20 protein-coding genes are annotated in these 17,141 nt (G+C 64.6%); 12 read left to right on the top strand and 8 right to left on the bottom strand.

Translation table 11 applies throughout. The features are described 5' to 3' along the window. Positions 1-26: 26 nt before the first annotated feature. Together ODR01_RS07510 and ODR01_RS07515 are read left to right on the top strand one after the other, a co-directional pair. Positions 27-707 carry an ABC transporter ATP-binding protein gene (locus ODR01_RS07510; RefSeq protein ID WP_316977013.1) on the top strand — a complete coding sequence of 227 codons (681 nt, stop codon included), beginning with the start codon at positions 27-29 and terminating at the stop codon, positions 705-707. Positions 708-713: 6 nt separating this feature from the next. After that, positions 714-1,202 carry a TlpA family protein disulfide reductase gene (locus ODR01_RS07515; RefSeq protein WP_316977014.1) on the top strand — a complete coding sequence of 163 codons (489 nt, stop codon included), beginning with the start codon at positions 714-716 and terminating at the stop codon, positions 1,200-1,202. A gap of 14 nt (positions 1,203-1,216) precedes the next feature. Here the strand turns inward: ODR01_RS07515 and ODR01_RS07520 are convergent, their stop codons facing one another. Continuing rightward, entirely contained in the window at positions 1,217-1,549 is a 333-nt protein-coding gene (locus tag ODR01_RS07520) for a c-type cytochrome (protein ID WP_316977015.1), read from the bottom strand. Positions 1,550-1,663: 114 nt separating this feature from the next. Between ODR01_RS07520 and ODR01_RS07525 the strand changes: the two genes are divergently transcribed. From ODR01_RS07525 to ODR01_RS07540, 4 genes are all read left to right on the top strand, one after another. Beyond that, positions 1,664-2,128 (top strand): TlpA family protein disulfide reductase, encoded by a 465-nt coding sequence (locus ODR01_RS07525; protein ID WP_316977016.1) that lies wholly within the window; start codon positions 1,664-1,666, stop codon positions 2,126-2,128. 190 nt (positions 2,129-2,318) lie between these two features. Next, the gene (locus tag ODR01_RS07530; RefSeq protein WP_316977017.1) at positions 2,319-3,335 is read left to right on the top strand and encodes a sialic acid TRAP transporter substrate-binding protein SiaP; all 1,017 of its coding nucleotides are present in this window, start codon (positions 2,319-2,321) and stop codon (positions 3,333-3,335) included. Positions 3,336-3,358: 23 nt separating this feature from the next. Beyond that, on the top strand, positions 3,359-3,838 hold the full coding sequence (locus ODR01_RS07535; protein ID WP_316977018.1) for a TRAP transporter small permease: 480 nt from the start codon (positions 3,359-3,361) through the stop codon (positions 3,836-3,838). Positions 3,839-3,860: 22 nt separating this feature from the next. Beyond that, on the top strand, positions 3,861-5,153 hold the full coding sequence (locus tag ODR01_RS07540) for a TRAP transporter large permease (protein WP_316977019.1): 1,293 nt from the start codon (positions 3,861-3,863) through the stop codon (positions 5,151-5,153). 19 nt (positions 5,154-5,172) lie between these two features. Here ODR01_RS07540 and ODR01_RS07545 read toward each other — a convergent pair whose 3' ends face one another. The 3 genes from ODR01_RS07545 to ODR01_RS07555 form a co-directional block, all read right to left on the bottom strand. Next, a complete protein-coding gene (locus ODR01_RS07545) occupies positions 5,173-5,823 on the bottom strand; it encodes a GntR family transcriptional regulator (RefSeq protein ID WP_316977020.1) in 651 nt (216 codons plus the stop codon). Further along, a complete protein-coding gene (locus ODR01_RS07550; RefSeq protein ID WP_316977021.1) occupies positions 5,813-6,763 on the bottom strand; it encodes a ribokinase in 951 nt (316 codons plus the stop codon). Before ODR01_RS07550 ends, ODR01_RS07545 begins: the two co-directional genes overlap by 11 nt. Before the next feature lie 80 nt (positions 6,764-6,843). Further along, positions 6,844-7,761: a dihydrodipicolinate synthase family protein gene (locus ODR01_RS07555; RefSeq protein ID WP_316977022.1), complete on the bottom strand. Its 918-nt coding sequence runs from the start codon at positions 7,759-7,761 to the stop codon at positions 6,844-6,846. A gap of 200 nt (positions 7,762-7,961) precedes the next feature. Here ODR01_RS07555 and ODR01_RS07560 point away from each other — a divergent pair, with 200 nt between their 5' ends. Together ODR01_RS07560 and ODR01_RS07565 are read left to right on the top strand one after the other, a co-directional pair. After that, on the top strand, positions 7,962-9,479 hold the full coding sequence (locus tag ODR01_RS07560) for a hypothetical protein (RefSeq protein WP_316977023.1): 1,518 nt from the start codon (positions 7,962-7,964) through the stop codon (positions 9,477-9,479). A gap of 4 nt (positions 9,480-9,483) precedes the next feature. Further along, positions 9,484-11,121, top strand: coding sequence for an FGGY-family carbohydrate kinase (locus ODR01_RS07565; protein ID WP_316977024.1), 1,638 nt, complete (start codon positions 9,484-9,486; stop codon positions 11,119-11,121). A 13-nt stretch (positions 11,122-11,134) separates the two neighbouring features. Here the strand turns inward: ODR01_RS07565 and ODR01_RS07570 are convergent, their stop codons facing one another. Next, on the bottom strand, positions 11,135-11,341 hold the full coding sequence (locus ODR01_RS07570; RefSeq protein WP_316977025.1) for a hypothetical protein: 207 nt from the start codon (positions 11,339-11,341) through the stop codon (positions 11,135-11,137). 10 nt (positions 11,342-11,351) lie between these two features. After that, positions 11,352-11,954, bottom strand: a complete 603-nt coding sequence (locus ODR01_RS07575; RefSeq protein WP_316977026.1) for a response regulator transcription factor — start codon at positions 11,952-11,954, stop codon at positions 11,352-11,354. 479 nt (positions 11,955-12,433) lie between these two features. On the opposite strand from ODR01_RS07575, the gene ODR01_RS07580 reads away from it, so the two are divergent. The 3 genes from ODR01_RS07580 (at position 12,434) to ODR01_RS07590 (ending at position 14,492) form a co-directional block, all read left to right on the top strand. After that, complete coding sequence (locus tag ODR01_RS07580) at positions 12,434-13,057, top strand: response regulator transcription factor (RefSeq protein ID WP_316977027.1); 624 nt, start codon at positions 12,434-12,436, stop codon at positions 13,055-13,057. A gap of 285 nt (positions 13,058-13,342) precedes the next feature. After that, positions 13,343-13,894, top strand: a complete 552-nt coding sequence (locus ODR01_RS07585) for a helix-turn-helix transcriptional regulator (RefSeq protein WP_316977028.1) — start codon at positions 13,343-13,345, stop codon at positions 13,892-13,894. 130 nt (positions 13,895-14,024) lie between these two features. Next, a complete protein-coding gene (locus tag ODR01_RS07590; protein ID WP_316977029.1) occupies positions 14,025-14,492 on the top strand; it encodes a hypothetical protein in 468 nt (155 codons plus the stop codon). Between the two features lie 126 nt (positions 14,493-14,618). Here the strand turns inward: ODR01_RS07590 and ODR01_RS07595 are convergent, their stop codons facing one another. Beyond that, the gene (locus tag ODR01_RS07595) at positions 14,619-15,284 is read right to left on the bottom strand and encodes a response regulator transcription factor (RefSeq protein WP_316977030.1); all 666 of its coding nucleotides are present in this window, start codon (positions 15,282-15,284) and stop codon (positions 14,619-14,621) included. Positions 15,285-15,700: 416 nt separating this feature from the next. Between ODR01_RS07595 and ODR01_RS07600 the strand changes: the two genes are divergently transcribed. After that, entirely contained in the window at positions 15,701-16,498 is a 798-nt protein-coding gene (locus ODR01_RS07600; protein ID WP_316977031.1) for a tetratricopeptide repeat protein, read from the top strand. Between the two features lie 90 nt (positions 16,499-16,588). On the opposite strand, the gene ODR01_RS07605 is transcribed toward ODR01_RS07600, so the two are convergent. Then, positions 16,589-17,077 carry a hypothetical protein gene (locus ODR01_RS07605; RefSeq protein WP_316977032.1) on the bottom strand — a complete coding sequence of 163 codons (489 nt, stop codon included), beginning with the start codon at positions 17,075-17,077 and terminating at the stop codon, positions 16,589-16,591. Positions 17,078-17,141: the final 64 nt, after the last annotated feature.

Consider the following 17,141-nt stretch of genomic DNA (forward strand, 5'->3'; position numbering starts at 1 on the left):
TGGATGCCTTGGTCGAAGGAATACCGATGAAAGACACCGCGACCGATGGGGCGCCGGCCCGCGACGTCATCGAAATCGGCGGCCTTTACAAGCGGTTTGGTGCCGTCACCGCGCTGGACGGCGTCGACCTCACCATCCGCGCCGGGGAATTCGTGGCGATCATGGGGTCGTCGGGTTCCGGCAAGACGACGCTGCTCAACATCCTTTCCTGCCTCGATACACCGAGCGAGGGGCGCTACCGGCTGGATGGCATCGAGACGGCGTCACTCGATGCCAAGGCCCAGGCGGCGGTTAGGCGCGAGAAGATCGGCTTGGTGTTCCAGCAGTTCCACCTGATCCCCTATCTCAGCGCGGTCGAAAATGTCATGCTGGCCCAGCACTACCACAGCGTCGCCGACCGCGACGAGGCGATGGCGGCCCTTGAACGGGTCGGGCTCGGCCACCGCGCCCAGCACCTGCCGTCGCAACTGTCTGGCGGCGAGCAGCAGCGCGTCTGCATCGCCCGCGCCCTGATCAACGAACCGGCCATCGTGCTGGCCGACGAACCGACCGGGAATCTTGATGAGACCAACGAGGAACTGGTGATGTCGCTGTTCCAGCAGCTGCACGGCGAGGGGCGGACCCTGGTGCTGGTCACCCACAACCCCGAATTGGGGGCGCGGGCCCAGCGGATCATCCGCCTCAACCATGGCCATGTGGAAGCCTAGGGCGTGGTGAACGCGGCAAAATTCGTGGTGGCGGCCCTCGTGCTTCTCATGCTTGCCGCCTGCAAGGACCAGGGGCCAAGCCGGACCGGCGCGGCGGCGCCTGAACTGGGCGTGCTGGATGCCCAGGGGCGCGAGGTGCGTATCGACGCGCGTCGCGGCCAAGTGGTGCTGATCAACTTCTGGCTGGCCGAATGCGGGCCTTGCATCGCCGAGATGCCGGCGCTGGACGCCTTCTACAAGGAGAACAAGGCGCGCGGTTTCGACCTGCTGGCCGTCAACATGGGCCAGGACGCGGCGACGGTGGAGGCCACGCGCCGCCGGGTCGAGGTGTCCTTCCCAATGTTGGTCGATCCCTTGAAGATCGCCACCCAGCGCTACGGCGCTATCGGGGCGCCAACGTCGTTCATTGTCGATGCCGAGGGCATCGTGCGGGAACGTATCGAGGGGCCGCTCAGCGCCCGCGACCTGCAACGCAAGATCGGCGGGCTGCTGTGAGCGGACAGGTGCGGTCAGGGACGCAGGGAATCGATGTGCGCGCGCAGGCTTTCGATGTCGGCCTCGGGAAGGCCGCTTTTCATCTTGTCCTTCATGGCCGCATCCGGCGTGGGTGGGGTCCCCTGGTGCGCGCGCAGCGTGGCGACGATTTCTCTGTTGGGGACGCGGATCAGTATCTTCGAAACGCCCATCGCCCGCTGGTTGGCACGGCGGCCATGACACTGTTCGCAACGTTCGGCATAGATCGCCTTGCCGGCGGCGGCGGGGCTATCGTCGGCCACGGCCGGTGCCAACGGCGGGAACAGGAAGAGCGCGCAAAAGACGGCGGCACGCGGGAGGGGTCTCATCGGTGGGCTTTTTCCCATCTGGTGTCGAGAGGAGGTCGGATAATAAGTCGCATTCGCTCGTTTATCCATCCCTTCTGTCGGGTTTTTCGCCAAGTGGCGGGAACCGGTGCCGGAGTGCTCGCCGCGCTGCTGCTTGTGGCGTGCGACGAGGCGCCGCGCCAAGCAGGAAGAAACGCATCCGCGCCCGAGATCGCGGCGCTCAACCTCGACGGCCGGCCGGTCCGCTTGGCCGACTACGCGGGCAAGGTGCTGATCATCAACTTCTGGCTGGGCGGCTGTGCCGCCTGCGTCCAGGAACTGCCGGTGATCGAGGCCGTGCATCGCGAGCACCGCGACCGGGGAGTCGTCGTGCTGGCCGTCAATGTCGGCGGCAACGCCGACATGGCCCGTCAGTTGGCGGCGGAACGCGGCAACGGCTTCGAGAACGCCGTCGACGAACTGTCGCTGACCGCCACCCGTTATGAGGTCGGGGTCTTCCCGACCGTCGTGGTGGTCGACCGCGCCGGACGGCTGCGCGCGCGAATGGTGGGACAGATCCCGAAAGCGACGCTGGAAGCCAAGGTTGCGGCGCTCCTGTAGGTGCGAGGGACACGTGCCGCAAGCGGCCGAACACGGCCGGCACCGATGATGGATATGTGATATATCAATAATTATCCAATGATATTTTTGCCTTGAAGGCGCGGCCTCGCGATGGCATGATCCGGGGGTACCGGGCGCATACCCGGACGCAGGGACGGTTTTCTGGATCACGAATCCAAGGAGAGAGAGCATGAAAGCGAGAGATGTGCTGCGGCGCGGCCTGTCCGCGGCTGCTGCCGCGATGTTTTTTGCGCCCGTCGCCATGATGGCTACCCCCGCCGCCGCCGAGAAGATGGTCGTTCGCATCTCGACCCCGGCGGTTCCGGGCGACTGGCACGCCGAGCAACTCGGCATCTTCAAGGACTATGTCGAGCGCTCGCTGCCGGGCCAGTTCGACGTCCAGATCTTCATGAACGCCACCCTGTTCCAGCAGGGCACCGAGCCGGCCCAGATGATGCGCGGCAACCTGGACATGGCGATGATCTCGGCCCAGGACATCGCCAAGCAGCTGCCCCAATACTCTATCTTCACGGCCGGCTACCTGATCCGCGATCCCGAGCATCAGCAGGCGGTGTTCTATGGCGACGTCGGCAAGGAGTACTTCAAGGCGGTTTCCGAAAAGATGGAAGTGACCATCCTGGCGGTCGCCTATCTAGGGACCCGTCAGCTCAACCTGCGGGACGTGCGCAACGTCAAGACCCCGGCCGATCTCAAGGGCGTCAAGCTGCGCATGCCCGGCTCGAAGGAATGGCTGTTCCTCGGTGAGGCGCTGGGCGCCAACCCGGCGCCGGTGGCCTTCAACGAGATTTATCTGGCGCTCAAGACCGGCACCATCGACGGCCAGGACAATCCGCTGCCGACCGACCAGAAGGCCAAGTTCTACGAGGTCAGCAAGCAGATCGTGCTGACCAACCATCTGGTGGACGGCGTCTTCCTGGCCATCGCCAACAAGACCTGGAGCAAGTTCAACGATGAACAGAAACAGGTCTTCACCGAGGCGTCGCGCATCGCCGCGGCCTTCAACAACAACAATCGCATCCGCGACGAGGCCAAGCTGGTCGACTTCTTCAAGTCGCAGGGCATGACCATCACGGTTCCCGACCGCGATGCCTTCCGCACGCACGTCCAGAAGATGTATCTCGACTCCGAGTTCTCGAAGGCGTGGCCGGCCGGACTGCTCGACCGCGTCAACGCGGTCGGCAAGTAGGTCTTGCCGTCGGAGGGGACGGAGTGGAAAAGCTTCGTCAGTCGTTGAAGACAGGCGCCGAACTCGTCGGGTCCTTCTGGTTCCTGGTGATGTTCGGCGCCTTCATCGTCCAGGTGTTCACCCGCTACGTGTTGAACCATCCGTTCGGCTGGACCACAGAGATGTCTCTCATCGGTTTCCTGTGGTTCGCCTTCTGGGGCGGTGGACTGATGGTTCGCGAGCGCGACCATGTGCGCTTCGACCTGATCTACCAGATGGTTTCGCCGAAAGCGCGGCGGATCATGACGTTCATCGTCACTCTCGTCTTAGGCGGGGTCTTCGCCTATGCCCTGCCGGCCAACGTCGACTACGTGATGTTCATGGCGCACGACAGGACGTGGGTGATGGGTATCCGCTTCGACCTGGTGTTCGCGGTTTTCGTCGTCTTCCTGGTGGCGGTTTGCGCGCGCAATCTGTGGCGCGCCTACCGGGTCACCCGGGCCGACTGGCGCGATATCCTTTGACGCGCAGGAAGGCCTGTCCCCAATGAGTCTCGCCCTGATCGTCATGCTGGCCATTCTCGCGGGCACCTGCGCCCTGGGAGCGGCCATCGGCCCGGCCATGATCGCCAGCGGCCTCGTCTATCTCATCATCTCCGGCCAGGACGTCGGGCTGGCTGCCGAGACCATCCTCAACGGCTTCTTCAACAGCTTCGTCCTGCTGGCGGTGCCGCTATTCATCTTTGCCGCCAACGTCATGAACGCCGGCACCATCAGTGAGCGACTGCTCGATTTCTCGCTGGCCATGGTCGGGCGCTTCCGCGGCGGTCTGGCGCACGTCAACATCCTGACCAGCCTCATCTTCTCGGGCATGAGCGGCAGCGCCATCGCCGATGCCGCCGGGGTCGGCAAGGTGCTGATCGACATGATGCGCGCCAACAACCGCTATCCGCCGGGCTTCGCCGCAGCGATCACCGGGGCGTCGGCGACCATCGGCCCCATCATCCCACCCTCCATTCCCATGGTGCTTTACGCCATGGTGTCCGACCAGTCGGTTGGCGCGCTGTTCCTGGGGGGCGTCGGACCGGGGCTGCTGATGACGGCGGTCCTCATGCTGGCCGTCTGGCTGATCTCGCGGCGCCGCAACTTCCCGACCGAGGCAACCATTCCGTGGCGGCGCTATCCGGGTATCGTCGGGCGGGCCATTCCGCCCCTGCTGATGCCGGGAATCCTGTTGGGCGGCATCTACGGCGGCGCCTTCACGCCGACAGAGGCGGCGGCCGTCGCAGCATTTTATGCGCTGATTCTCGCCGGCCTGGCCTACCGGGCCATCGGGCCGCGCACGTTCTTCGCGATCCTGGTCGACACGGTACGGTCCAGCGCGGTGATCGCCATGATCATCGCCGGTGCGTTTCTGTTCAACTACATCATCGCCACCGAGCAGATCCCCAACGCCATCGCCGCATGGCTGTCGGGATTCAGCCTGTCGCCGGTGGTGTTTCTGTTGCTGGTCAGCCTGCTCTTTCTTGTTTTCGGCTGTTTTCTCGACGCCGCCACCATGCTGCTGGTACTGGTGCCGATCATCCTGCCGTCGATGAAGGCGATGGGGATCGACCTCGTGCATTTCGGGGTTGTCGTCGTGGTCAACATGATGATCGGGCTGATCACCCCGCCTTACGGGGTGCTGCTGTTCGTCATCAACAGCCTGACAGGCATCGAACTGGCCAGCATCATCCGCGAAATGTGGGCCTTCATCGCCATTCTTCTGGCAGCATTGCTGCTGATGATCCTCGTCCCCGACATCGTGCTGTGGTTGCCGCACACCCTCGGGTATTCGTGAGGAACGGCCGGCCGATCGCCTAGAAGCCGAGGGCGCGACGCATCGCCGTCGACAGGTGGTTTTCCATGGCGGCGGCGGCGGCGGCCGGATCGCGCCGCTTGATTGCCTCGATCACCGCGAGATGCTCCGCCATCGCGTGGTTGAAGGTTCCCGGGGTCAGCAGGGTCAGCTTGCCGTGCGCCAAGCGGATCAGCTTGATGCGGTCGTTGTTGATGCGGTGGATTTTGAGAATGATCGCGTTGCCAAGGGCTTCGACGATGCTGTCGTGCAGCCGCCAGTCGACGTCCTGCGCCTCATTCAGCAGGGTTTCACTGAGGCCGTTCTTCCCCGCTTCGGCGACGACGCGCCGATGCGCTTCCTCCAATTCCTCGATTTCGGCGTCGGCGACCGTCTCGGCGTATTTGGCGGCGGCTTCCTTTTCGATGAGGATGCGCAACTGGTAGGTGTCGCGGATCAGCCTCAGGCTGGCCTCGATGACCTGAATCCCGCGTTGGGCCACGATCTGCACCAGCCCCTCTACCTCCAGGCGCTGAAGGGCCTCGCGCATGGGGCCCAGGGGGATGCCGGTCAGCTTGACCAGTTCGCGCTGCGAGACAAACTGGCCGGGCCGGACGTCGCCGGCGAATAGCAACTCCTTGAATTTCAGATAGGCGCTTTCACTAAGCTTCATGACGGTTCCCGCGCTTCGACGTCGCCCGGCGAACGGGTGGCGCCTCGGGAAGGCGGGCCTCGATATCGGCGGCGTCGGCCATGGCGGTCTGCGCCCCGGCCCGGGTGCAGGCGAGGGCACCGGCGGTTCCCGCCCTGCGCAGGGCTTCGGTGAAGGCCAATCCGGCATCCAGCGCAGCGGCCAGAACGCCACAGAACGCATCGCCGGCTCCGGTGGTATCGGCCGGCGAGATCTTGAGGGGCGGCACCTCCCATTCCTCGTCACCGACGCAGGCGAACGCGCCATCGGCCCCGAGAGTGACGACGGTCGTCATCCCGAATCCCCGGGCCAGGCTGCGGATGGCGCGGATGGGATCGGTTTCGGGAACCCCCGCCGCCTCGGCGACCACCATTGCCTCGGTCTGGTTGACGATCAGGACGTCGACAAACTCCAGCACCGACGGCGGCACCGGCGCGGCCGGCGCGACGTTGAGAACGACGCGCCCTCCTGCCTGCTTGGCCCGCGCGATCAGCGCCCAGTTCTCGGCGGCCGGCACCTCCATCTGCAGGACCAGAACCGTGTCGGGGGTCAGCCAGTCGTCCGGTACCTGGGCGGCCCGCGCCTCCTGGTTGGCGCCGGCGGCGACGGCGATCTGGTTTTCGCCGGCGGCGTCTACGGCAATGGCGGCGCATCCCGTCCGCGTCTCGCGGTGGAGCACGCCTTGGGTGTCGACCCCGGCGCCGGACAGCGAAGACAGCAGGACGTGGCCGAATTCGTCGTCGCCCACACACCCGGCCATGCGGGTCGGTGCGCCAGCCCGGGCCGCGGCATAGGCCTGGTTGGCGCCCTTGCCACCGGCGACGACGGTATAGTCGGGGGCCAGCACGGTCTCCCCTGGGCGTGGCAATGAGGGGACCCGGAAAACCAGGTCGGCGTTGAGGGAGCCGAAGACGACGATCATGCGCCCGTCGCTCCTCGGGGCGACGGGGATGTGTCGAACATGCTCGGTTGTCGGCCTCTCCCGCCCATTGTCCAGATCCCTCAGGCTCCCGCCGCGATGCCCGCGTCCGTTTCGTTCAGGATGCGCTTGAAAGCCATCACCAACGAGCGCTCGGACTCCGCCGGAAGCGGCACCAGCGGCGCCCGCATATTGCGCCAACTCGGCTGGTCCCGCAAGGTTGCGGCAAGGGCCTTGAGGGCGGGAATGATTGGACGTTTGGTGACTTCCTCGACCAGGCGGCCGACCCTTGCCAGGGCCGCCGCGTCGGATCGGTTGTCATAGAGCTGACGCAGCAGGCCGGGGATGACGTTGGCCATTCCCGAGATGTTGCCGGCGCCGCCGGCCGCCACCAGCTTGGGCACCAACGTCTCCCAGCCGCTGAAGACGGCGAGGGACGGAAACTGGCGCAGAAGCGCCGCCACGTAGGGCCAGTCGCCCGAACTGTCCTTCACGCCGGCGATGGCCTGGGGATAGGCGGCGATCAGGCGTTCGACGGCCCGCTCGCGCACCCACACGCCGGTCACGGCCGGGAAATTGTAGATGACGACGCGAAGGGCCGGATCGCCGACGCCCTCGATCAGGGCGGCATAAAAGGCGACAACGCCGTCGTCGCTGACGTCCTTGAAGAAGAACGGCGGCATGACCAGAACGGTCTTGCAGCCCAGGCTGGCGGCATGGCGCGTCAGATGCACCGCGTCGGGAATGGCGGCGCACCCCGTACCCGGCAGCACGTGCCTGGGGGGAACACCGGCGGCAAGAACCGCCTCCAGCCCGGCCACGCGCTCGTTCACCGACAGGGCCGGCCCTTCGCCGGTGGTGCCGAACAGGCTGACCCCGTGACACCCTTCGTCGAGGAGCGAACGGCAATGGGCGGCGAGGCGGGTCGTATCGCAAGACAGGTCGTCCTGCATCGGCGTCATCACTGCCGCATAGATGCCCTGAAGGGGGTCTGTGGTCATTCGTGTTCCTGTGGTGTCCAAGTTGGGTGCGAGAAGGGAAAAACGGCCGCGCACGGCGGCCCGAGGAGCGATAAATATATATGATATATCAGTGATTATGCAATGATTGTTTTGCCGTTGCGTGCCCCTTTCGCGGATGGCATCATGATTTTCCGACCAAATCGGCGGGGTCACATCGAAGGGGCGGAGGAGCACCGATCATGAGCGGCAAGATCGCCATTTTCTGGCCGGGGGATTATCGCAAGACACCGAACGCGCAGGCCCTACCGCACATCACGGAAGCGACGCTTCAGATCGAGAAGGCGCTGGCGAAACTGGGCCGGCCGTCCTACCGGGTGGACGGCTATCTGACCAAGCCGCACGAGGCCATCGAAAAACTGGGCCCCATCGACGATCCCATTATCGGCGTCTACGTCCACTGGGTGTATGGCCCACACACCACCGACGGCGTCGTCGGCAAGGACAATCCGTTGCTGTTGGCCAGCAATTTTTCCGGAACCTGGCCCGGCCTGGTCGGCCTGCTCAATACCGGGGCCTGCCTGGAAAGCGTCGGCCGGCGGTTCAGCCGGGCATGGACCGACGCCGAGGATTGGACGCGGGACGCCGCCTTCATGGCGCGCCTCGACGAATGGGTCTCGACCGGCCGCATCGCCTACCCCGAAGACGAGATCCGCTACCACGCCGCCGTTTCGCCCGAGGCAGCGGCGCTGGCCGACGGCGTCGCCGCCGGCATCCGCCGCCGCCGGATCCTCGCCCTCATGCTGGGCGACACCTCGATGGGCATGATCAACGGCTATTTCGGTCCGCGCCTGTTGAACCGCATCGGCTTTACCGAGCACAAGGTGGACCAGGCCTGGATCATCGAGCGCGGCCGTGCCATCGACGCCAAGCGCATCGACGAGGCGTACGCCTTCGTGAAGGGCAAGGGGATGACCTTCCATTACGGCGAGAATGGGGCCGAGGACTTCGACGAAGCGGCCACCAAGGAACAGCTTCGCGACTATCTGGCGGTGCTCGACCTGGTCGGCGAATTCAAGGCCGACTGCGTGGGTTGGCAGTATCAGTTGGGCCTGATCGGCCTGAGACCGCCGTCGGATTTCGCCGAGGGGTTGCTGAATACGGCCTGCCGCCCCGAAGGCAACGGCGACACCATCGTCGATTCGACGGAGGCCGACCAGGGCAACCTGATACCCATGGAACTGATGAAGCGGCTTCTGAAGGCCAAGGGCCTGCATCAGGCCGTGTTCTTCCACGACATCCGCTGGGGCGGCGAGCACGACGGCCGCTTCGTCTGGGTGCTGCTGAATTCGGGATCCAGCGGCGCCTACGCCTTCAACCATGATCCGGATACGCTGAAGGGCGTCCATTCGTACCGCCAGCCGGCCGGGTATTTCCCGGTGCCGGGCGGCACCTTTACCGGGCTCAGCCTGCCGGGGAAGGTGACATGGTCCCGGGCCTACCTCAGGGGTGGCGATCTATGGATGGACGTCGGCCGGGGCGAGGTGGTCGACCTGCCCGAGGCCAAGCGCGAGAAATGGTGGAACGGGACCACGCGAGAGTGGCCGCTGATGGCGACCGACCTGGGCATTTCGCGCGATACCCTGATGGCCCATTACTTCAGCAACCACGTTGCCGTCGCCTATGGCGACATTTTCGGGGAGATGGTGGCGCTCAGTCAGGAACTGGGCTTCAAGGTGCGCATCCTCGGGGAGGCCTGATCCGATGTCTTCCTTCTACGTCGGTGTCGACGTCGGCACCGGCAGCGCGCGGGCCGGGATCTTCGATCAGACGGGCCGGATGCTGGGCCAGGCCAGCCGCCAGATCCGCCTGTGGCGCCCCGAACCCGACTTCGCCGAACAATCCTCGGACGACATCTGGGCGGCCTGTTGCGCCGCCGTCAGGAAGGCGCTGGCCGACGCCGCCATCGCGCCCGAACGGGTGCGCGGCCTCGGCTTCGACGCGACATGCTCGCTGGTGGCGCTGGATGCCGAAAACCGGCCGGTCACGGTAAGCCCCACCGGGCGCGACGAGCAGAACGTCATCGTGTGGATGGACCACCGGGCGATCCCCGAGGCCGGGCGCATCAATGCCGGCGGCCACAGGGTCCTCGAGTATGTCGGCGGCACCATCTCGCCCGAAATGGAAACGCCCAAGCTCTTGTGGCTGAAGGAACACCTTCCCGAGACCTGGCGGCGGACAGCACGTTTTTTCGACCTGCCCGACTTCCTGACCTGGCGGGCGACCGGGGTGGAGGTGCGCTCGCTTTGCTCGACCGTCTGCAAGTGGACCTACCTGGGCCACGAGGACCGATGGGATGCCGAATACTTCCGGTCGATCGGGCTTGGCGACCTGGTCGACGAGGGATTTTCCCGCATCGGCCGGAGCGTGCGGCCGATGGGCGAGACGGTTGGCCGCGGGTTGAGCGGACAGGCGGCGGGGGAACTGGGCCTGCCACCGGGCGTGGCGGTAGGCGTATCGATCATCGACGCCCACGCCGGCGGACTGGGCATGCTGGGGGCGCCGCTTGGCGATGCCTTGCCGACGGCTGCCGACATGGAAAGGCGCCTGGCCCTGATCGGCGGCACGTCGAGCTGCCATATGGCGCTATCGCGCCAGCCGGTGTTCGTCCCCGGCGTATGGGGCCCCTATTACTCGGCGATGGTGCCCGGCCTGTGGCTTTCCGAAGGCGGCCAGTCGGCGACCGGGGCGCTGATCGATCATGTCATTTTCTCGCACGCCCGCGCCGCCGAGGTGAAGGCCGAGGCCGAAAGCTCGGGACGCACCGTCTACGCGGTGCTGAACGGGTGCCTCGAGGACTTGGCGATAGCCGCCGATTTCCCGGCCGCGCTGACCCGCGACCTCCATGTTCTGCCCTATTTCCACGGCAACCGTTCGCCGCGCGCCGATCCGACCCTTAGGGGCATGGTGTCGGGGCTTCGGCTGTCCGACACCATCGACGATCTGGCCCTGCTCTATCTCGCCACCATCCAGGCCGTCGCCCATGGCACCCGCCATATCATCGACGCCATGAACGCCAAGGGCTACGCCATCGAAACGGTGTTCGCCTGCGGTGGGGGCACCAAGAATCCGCTGTTCCTGCGCGAGCACGCCGATATCACCGGCTGCCGGATCGTCCTGCCCCGCGAATCCGAGGCGGTGCTCCTGGGCTCGGCCATTTTGGGGGCGGTGGCTGCCGGCGATTTCGACTCGGTACTGGCCGCCATGTCGGCCATGAACCGGGCGGCCGACGTGATCGTCCCGGCGAAGGGACGCATCGCCGCTTTTCATACCGCCAAACACCGGGTTTTCCAGCGGATGCACGCGGATTTCCTGGCTTGCCGCGAAATCATGGCCAGATAGGCGCGACGAAGGCTTAGTGGTCCCTTCCGGGTTCCCGGCATGGCTGCCCGGCCAAGTGCTCGAGTTCGGTGAGAACGAGCAGGGCCTCGTCGATGTCGCGGGATTCGCCCGACCGCGCGGTAATGACGACGTACTCCTTGGCGATCTCGACCGAGTGCCGGCCATAGCGCTCGAACAAGTGGCGGGCTGCGTCCCGGATCAGCTCATTGGCCGGCGGCATATCGACCCCCTCACCAGCGGTCGCTGTCTATCGTCGATGTTGTGCCCGCCCCGACCGATGTCAGTGCCCGGATCTCTTCCGGCGTCAGAATGGATTCCCAATGGAGGGCACCAGCGGCGTTTGCGGCCGTCGGCCATTCCGGCAAACGGTAGGCGGGGGGCGGCGGCGATGGATGGCCGGTCCTGCCGACGGCTCGCGCCCCCGGGTGGCGGCGGGCGAGGGCCCGCACGATCCGCTGGGCCAGGAAACGAGCGGAAAACGGCAACCGTAGAACATCGTCCGCGCCGGCCTCCATCGACCGCAAAACGTCATGTTCGAGAGGGCGATGCGCGAAGACGAGGACGACGGGTGGGGAGCCGGCACGCAGGGGATCGTCGCGCAGGCGACGGGTCACCTCGGCTCCGCCCATGGGGAGAATATTCATCTCCGTCAGGATGATGTCCGGCGCGAACGCGTTCCACATCTGCAGCGCTTCCCACCCGTTGGCCGCGTCCCGGACGTCTTCGGCCTGGAAGGCCTCCAGCGCGAAGTGCAGAAGATCGCGGGTGAACTCGTGCCGGCTGGCGATAAGGAAACCCAAAGACCTGAAGCTGAAGGGGGGATCGATAACCATCCTTTCTCTCCCTGCCGACATCCCGCGAAGATCAAAGGGATCGTCAGAATACGATGTGCGGGAGCGCCGGGATCGGACGTATAGGGATATGTCCGCGGAGAATGTGAGGTAGATCGCTCGCGGATTGGCCATACGGTACGGCGGGGTACCACCGAATGCATACCTCAAATGGTATTTAACCCGACAGTTCCCCGGCGAATTGCCTATATCCTCAATCGTGCAACCGGATGTCCGGCGGGGGCGGTTGCCCTTAGGGCAAGCCCGCGTCGACGGCATCAGGGGCGAACAGCGTTAATAAACGTTAAGTGTATTTCGTGCATGATCGTTGCCCGGGGGAAGTAACGGGGATGAACGAAAAATCATTCCCGCCAAATATCGACATGGCAACAACCGGCCGGGGCGCGGCTCTCTCTGCTTGGAGGGGAGTGTCCGTGCCGCAACCGTGACGAGCTGGGTGGCAGGGGGTAAGGGGGGGGCGCGTGTCTTTAGGTACGGTCTTTGTCGTAGACGATGACGAAGATATCCGTGAATCGATCCGCGACCTCGTGGTGTCGGTGGGAATCAACTGCAAGACCTATGAGTCGGCGGATGCGTTTTTTCGGGCGGACACAGAGAGCGGGCCGAGCGCCGTCATCCTCGATGTCCGCTTGCCCGGCATCGGCGGCCTGGAGATCCAGAAGACCCTGGTCGCCAAAGGGGCTACGGCGCCCGTCATTTTCGTGACCGGGTACGGTGACGTCTGGACGGCCGTTCAGGCGATGAAGCGCGGGGCATTCGATTTTTTCGAAAAACCGTTCAGCAGCCAGGAGTTGCTCACCCGCATCCAAGCCGCCATCGGGCAGCATGTCGAGCATCTCGCCGAAAAATCCCGGCTTAAGGATATCGACGCCTTGCTCCAAGGCCTTACCCCGCGGGAAAGAGACATCCTGGAGAGGCTGGGGCTGGGCAAGTCCAACAAGACGATCGCCGCCGAACTGGCCATGAGCGTTCGTACCGTGGAATTTCATAGGGCTCGTATGATGCAGAAATTGCGGGCCCGCTCCCGCGAGGATCTTACACGTATTGCGATTGAAGGCCGCCAGGCCAGGGATGAGTCCGATTGAGCCGCTTTCATCCACATGTTTTCCCGACATAGCTGTGGATAACCCGCAGATTGCGACGGCATATTCCGTGCGCCTCTGTGTGGTACCGGCACTTTTTGCGGATTGTGCGGGGTTGGGGAGGTACGATCTATTCGACAAGCATGGTGGGGGTTTGTTGCCGGAAAGGCCGCCAGCCGGGAGAAACAAGGGGCCCATGGCAATTTTCCGTACCCGTGATGGGGAAATTATCCACAGAAAATTGCATACTTGTTCGTTAGACTCGGCAAACCCAAGGGGGAGCAAGATATGGATTCACCACTATGGGTTATCATGGCACCGGATGGCCAACAGGGGGGGAATGACGGACAGCATCGGTCCTATCTTCTAATTCCGTGCCCAGAGGACCGGGCTGAGCAAGCCAAGACCGGGGACGTCGGCGAAAACAAGGTCATCCTGCTGGATTTGAAGTCGCTGCGACCCATTCACGGGCACATGCTCGGGAATGGCATCGCGGGCTTGCCAACCGCCAATATCGTTGCCCGGCCGGAGAACGCGAATCGTGCCGGCCGCGGTGTCATGCCCCGTAGTGCGAGCGGCGGCGCGGCCGACCGCAAACGGCCGCTGCCGAAATGGACCGAGGCCGACCTTCGTCACCGGGGACGGCGTCTGACAACCCGGCAGACCGAGATCTTGATGGCCCTGAAAGACGGCGCCTCGAACAAGGAGATCGCCCGCAACCTGGGCATCCTGGAAAGCACGGTCAAAGTTCATCTTAAAACCATCTATCGCCAGCTCCGCGTGAAGAACCGCACGCAGGCGGCCATCGTTTCCGCTCAATACGAGCCGGTCCGCTCCTGAAGGGGGCGGTCCCTGCCGTTCGCCGGGGTATGTCGGCGACGGCAGGGTCCCTGGCCGTTTCCGCCGGGGTGCGAAGGGGGTACTCCCGATACCTGCTTTATGGCATGGGCATCCGCCGTATCCTGGCGCCATGGGGCCTGTTTTCAAATTTGTGCTTCTTGGCGGTGCGGCCATTGCACTGAGCAGCTGCCTTCCGCTGACGATCGCCTCAGCACTCGGCATGGCGGCCGGGGGGAATGGCGGCCCGTCGGCGGCAGGCCCCAATTCGCCGGCCTTCCGCGAAAGCCAATGGGTCAAGGAGAAGGGGCCGGAGTTGTTCCAGGCCACCGAGGCGGCGGTTCTGGAGGCATGCACCGCACAGCTCGAGCCGCCATCGCCCGCGAGCTCGGAGGCGGAGGTCTCGGCGGTGCGGGCGAACGCCTGCGTCTATCGAAAGACCTGTTTGCCGGGAAATCGCGTGCCGGTCACGCTGCTGGTGTGCGGCCCGGACGGCCGGCCGTCGATCCAGCCGCATGACGGGGCCGCGAGGACGGTTCAGGCTTCAAACTGGACGTGGGAGGAAGCGCCCGGGGTCGGACCGCGGTCGGGCGAGGAATGACGCCACGCCCGACGTGTTTTTCCGGCGCCTGGGAGCCTTGGGATGCGGCTGTTCGCAATCCCACTGGAAGACTGCCGGCGAGCGGCCTTGCGCCGCTTCGCCGCAGTATCCGTCGCACGCCGGCTTTCAATGGTCGAATACGCAATGACGATCGACGCCGTTGTTGACCGCCCACATGGCGGCTTGCGTCCGGTTGGCCACGTTGATCTTCCGCAGCAGCCCCTTCAGGTGAACCTTGACCGTCGCCTCGGTGATCTTCAGGCGATTGGCGATGACTTTGTTGGGGTCGCCATTGACCAGGCAGCCCAGGATCTCGACCTCCCGCTGGGAAAGGCCGTTGTGCGAGGAGGTGCCATTCCGACGGCCGCCATCCAGTTTGCCGTCGATCAACAGCCGGGCCAGTTCCACCGGAAAGACCCGCTCGCCCGCCATCACCAGCCCCAGGTATTTGATCAGGGCGTCGGACGTGATGTTCTTGACCAAGCAGGCATCGATGCCGGTATCGAGAGCCTGGGTCAGCTTGCGGGCCGACACGTCGTTCGCCAGAAGCACGATCTTTCCGTCCGGACGCAACTGGCGGATCTCGCGGATCGCCTCCAGGTCCTGCGGATTGCCCTCCATGAAGTCGAGAATGATGATGTCCGGCGCCAATCCCTCCCTGACAAGAACCGCCGCTTCCCGCAGTTCGGTCGCCTCGGCCATCGCCGGGAACGGCGAGTCGGCAAGAAAGGTTTTTAATCCTTCCCGGAACAGCTTGCTTCGGTCGACCAAAAGAGTCTCCTTGCGTCCCATCTCTGTCTCCATTGCCCCGCGCGTCGGGCCTCTTTTGCCGCGCGCCCTGTCGGACGGCCGCGCGACAAATCCCTTCCCCGAGCGCTCTGTGTCTCCACTCCCCCCTCACAGGGGCAGCCGATTTCTCCAGAATGTATTGTAAAGGGTTAGGCCGGTTTAAATATTCCCTAAAAGGTGAGGTTTCGTTGTTCATTGGTGGTACTTTTCACGTGACAGTTAAATGCTGTACTCCTAATTGGACATAAGATCTCCGAATTCCCCGGTCTCCGGCGACGGTGTTGGACGCCGGTCGTGGCCATCGACCGGCCTTCCGATGCTCCTTCTTCCTCGAAGGGGGTGCCCCGGCTGGGCCGTTGTAAAGGCGGCGGAAGAGCCCGATGGTTGACGGGTGTTTTGCACCTGAAGGGGAGAAGGAGATGCGACTCTTCATTCCAGCCCTCGTCTCGGTTGCGGCGGTCATCGGGTCGGCAACGGTGGCGTCAGCCGATTTTGCCGCCGGTGCCAGGGCTCTCAAGGCCGGCAACCATGCGGCCGCGGCGAAGGAATGGGCGCCGTTGGCTGACAAGGGGAATGCCGCCGCCCAACTCGGCCTCGCTATGTTGTATCTGGATGGCAAGGGGGTGCCGAAGGACGCCGGAAAGGCCATCGAATGGTGCCGCAAGGCGGCGGAGCAGGGCAATCGGGATGCGCAGATGTTGTTGGCCATGGCCTATCGCCAGGGTGTCGGGGCGGCAGCCGACGCCGGTAAGGCCGTGGCTTGGTACCGCAAGGCAGCGGAGGCCGGATCGCCCGCCGCCCAAACCAATCTGGGATACATGTATGTGAAGGGCGAGGGGATCGGGCAGGATTACGGGAAGGCCCGCGATTGGTATGAACGGGCGGCCAAGCAAGGCGAGGCCGTCGCCGCGTATAGCCTGGGCGAGATGTATCGCGAGGGAAGGGGGGTGCCGGAGGACACGGTGGCCGCCGCCAGGTGGTACCAAAGCGCGGCCGAAAAGGGATATGCCAAGGCGCAGACGGCGCTGGGCTCTCTCTACGTGCTCGGGCGCGGTCTGCCGATGGACTTCACGAAGGCGTACTTGTGGTACGAACTGGCGGTCCGGCGGGGCAACGCGGTCGCGCTGAAGGCCCGGGACGAACTCGAACCTCATCTTACCGCCCAGCAGCTTTTCGATGCCCGCCGGATGGCCAGGGAGTGGAAGGCGAAGGAGTGATGAGGGGGGAGGGCGTCGTCGATCGCTCCGGCCCAACGAAAAGCTCCGCCTTGTGGCGGAGCTTTTGTCGGAGGGGAGGTCGGATCGGCTCTACGGCTGCGGGGTGGTCTGGCCATTGTTGGTGGTGGCCTGGGCATTGTTGATGTCGCCGAGCGCCGTATTGCCTCCGTAGACCTGAGTCCCTTGCGACGACGAGCTCTGGCTGCTGTTCGAGCTGTCCTGGCTGGTGTCGACGCCGACATATCCCTCGGCGCCCTGCTCGAGGATGGTGGTGATCTCGGTGAGGTTGCCGATGGTGGTCGAGCTGTATTGGTTCAGTGTCCCGATATTCGACGTGCCGGAACCGCCGCCCGATGAGCTCGTCGAGGAGGTGCCATCCTGCATCTGCTTCAGGTAGATGGCTAGGCTGGCCGCCGTCGAGTTGTTGCGAACCCTGAACTGGAACGGTTCCTTGAACTGTTGCGCCTGGGCAACCGCCGGACCGAAGAAGCCGGGTACCGGCACGACCCCGGAAAAGACGACGAGCACGGCAAAGATGGAAAGGGCCAGGAAGATCGCCAGTTGACGGATTGCAGACATTTCAGACCTCCTTCATCCGATGGAAAAGTGGCCGGAGGGTGTGGGGGAGGACAGTAGGGACCCT

It is taken from the genome of Shumkonia mesophila, assembly GCF_026163695.1.
GTDB lineage: Bacteria > Pseudomonadota > Alphaproteobacteria > Rhodospirillales > Shumkoniaceae > Shumkonia > Shumkonia mesophila.

What these genes read in the sequence shown, in the direction of transcription:
- ODR01_RS07570 (WP_316977025.1), bottom strand. Translation starts at nt 11,341, where the DNA reads ATGCCGCCGGCCAATGAGCTGATCCGGGACGCAGCCCGCCACTTGTTC.
- ODR01_RS07605 (WP_316977032.1), bottom strand. Translation starts at nt 17,077, where the DNA reads ATGTCTGCAATCCGTCAACTGGCGATCTTCCTGGCCCTTTCCATCTTT.
- ODR01_RS07595 (WP_316977030.1), bottom strand. Translation starts at nt 15,284, where the DNA reads ATGGGACGCAAGGAGACTCTTTTGGTCGACCGAAGCAAGCTGTTCCGG.
- ODR01_RS07585 (WP_316977028.1), top strand. Translation starts at nt 13,343, where the DNA reads ATGGATTCACCACTATGGGTTATCATGGCACCGGATGGCCAACAGGGG.
- ODR01_RS07510 (WP_316977013.1), top strand. Translation starts at nt 27, where the DNA reads ATGAAAGACACCGCGACCGATGGGGCGCCGGCCCGCGACGTCATCGAA.
- ODR01_RS07600 (WP_316977031.1), top strand. Translation starts at nt 15,701, where the DNA reads ATGCGACTCTTCATTCCAGCCCTCGTCTCGGTTGCGGCGGTCATCGGG.
- ODR01_RS07555 (WP_316977022.1), bottom strand. Translation starts at nt 7,761, where the DNA reads ATGACCACAGACCCCCTTCAGGGCATCTATGCGGCAGTGATGACGCCG.
- ODR01_RS07545 (WP_316977020.1), bottom strand. Translation starts at nt 5,823, where the DNA reads ATGAAGCTTAGTGAAAGCGCCTATCTGAAATTCAAGGAGTTGCTATTC.
- ODR01_RS07565 (WP_316977024.1), top strand. Translation starts at nt 9,484, where the DNA reads ATGTCTTCCTTCTACGTCGGTGTCGACGTCGGCACCGGCAGCGCGCGG.
- ODR01_RS07550 (WP_316977021.1), bottom strand. Translation starts at nt 6,763, where the DNA reads ATGATCGTCGTCTTCGGCTCCCTCAACGCCGACCTGGTTTTCCGGGTC.
- ODR01_RS07540 (WP_316977019.1), top strand. Translation starts at nt 3,861, where the DNA reads ATGAGTCTCGCCCTGATCGTCATGCTGGCCATTCTCGCGGGCACCTGC.
- ODR01_RS07575 (WP_316977026.1), bottom strand. Translation starts at nt 11,954, where the DNA reads ATGGTTATCGATCCCCCCTTCAGCTTCAGGTCTTTGGGTTTCCTTATC.
- ODR01_RS07560 (WP_316977023.1), top strand. Translation starts at nt 7,962, where the DNA reads ATGAGCGGCAAGATCGCCATTTTCTGGCCGGGGGATTATCGCAAGACA.
- ODR01_RS07530 (WP_316977017.1), top strand. Translation starts at nt 2,319, where the DNA reads ATGAAAGCGAGAGATGTGCTGCGGCGCGGCCTGTCCGCGGCTGCTGCC.
- ODR01_RS07590 (WP_316977029.1), top strand. Translation starts at nt 14,025, where the DNA reads ATGGGGCCTGTTTTCAAATTTGTGCTTCTTGGCGGTGCGGCCATTGCA.
- ODR01_RS07520 (WP_316977015.1), bottom strand. Translation starts at nt 1,549, where the DNA reads ATGAGACCCCTCCCGCGTGCCGCCGTCTTTTGCGCGCTCTTCCTGTTC.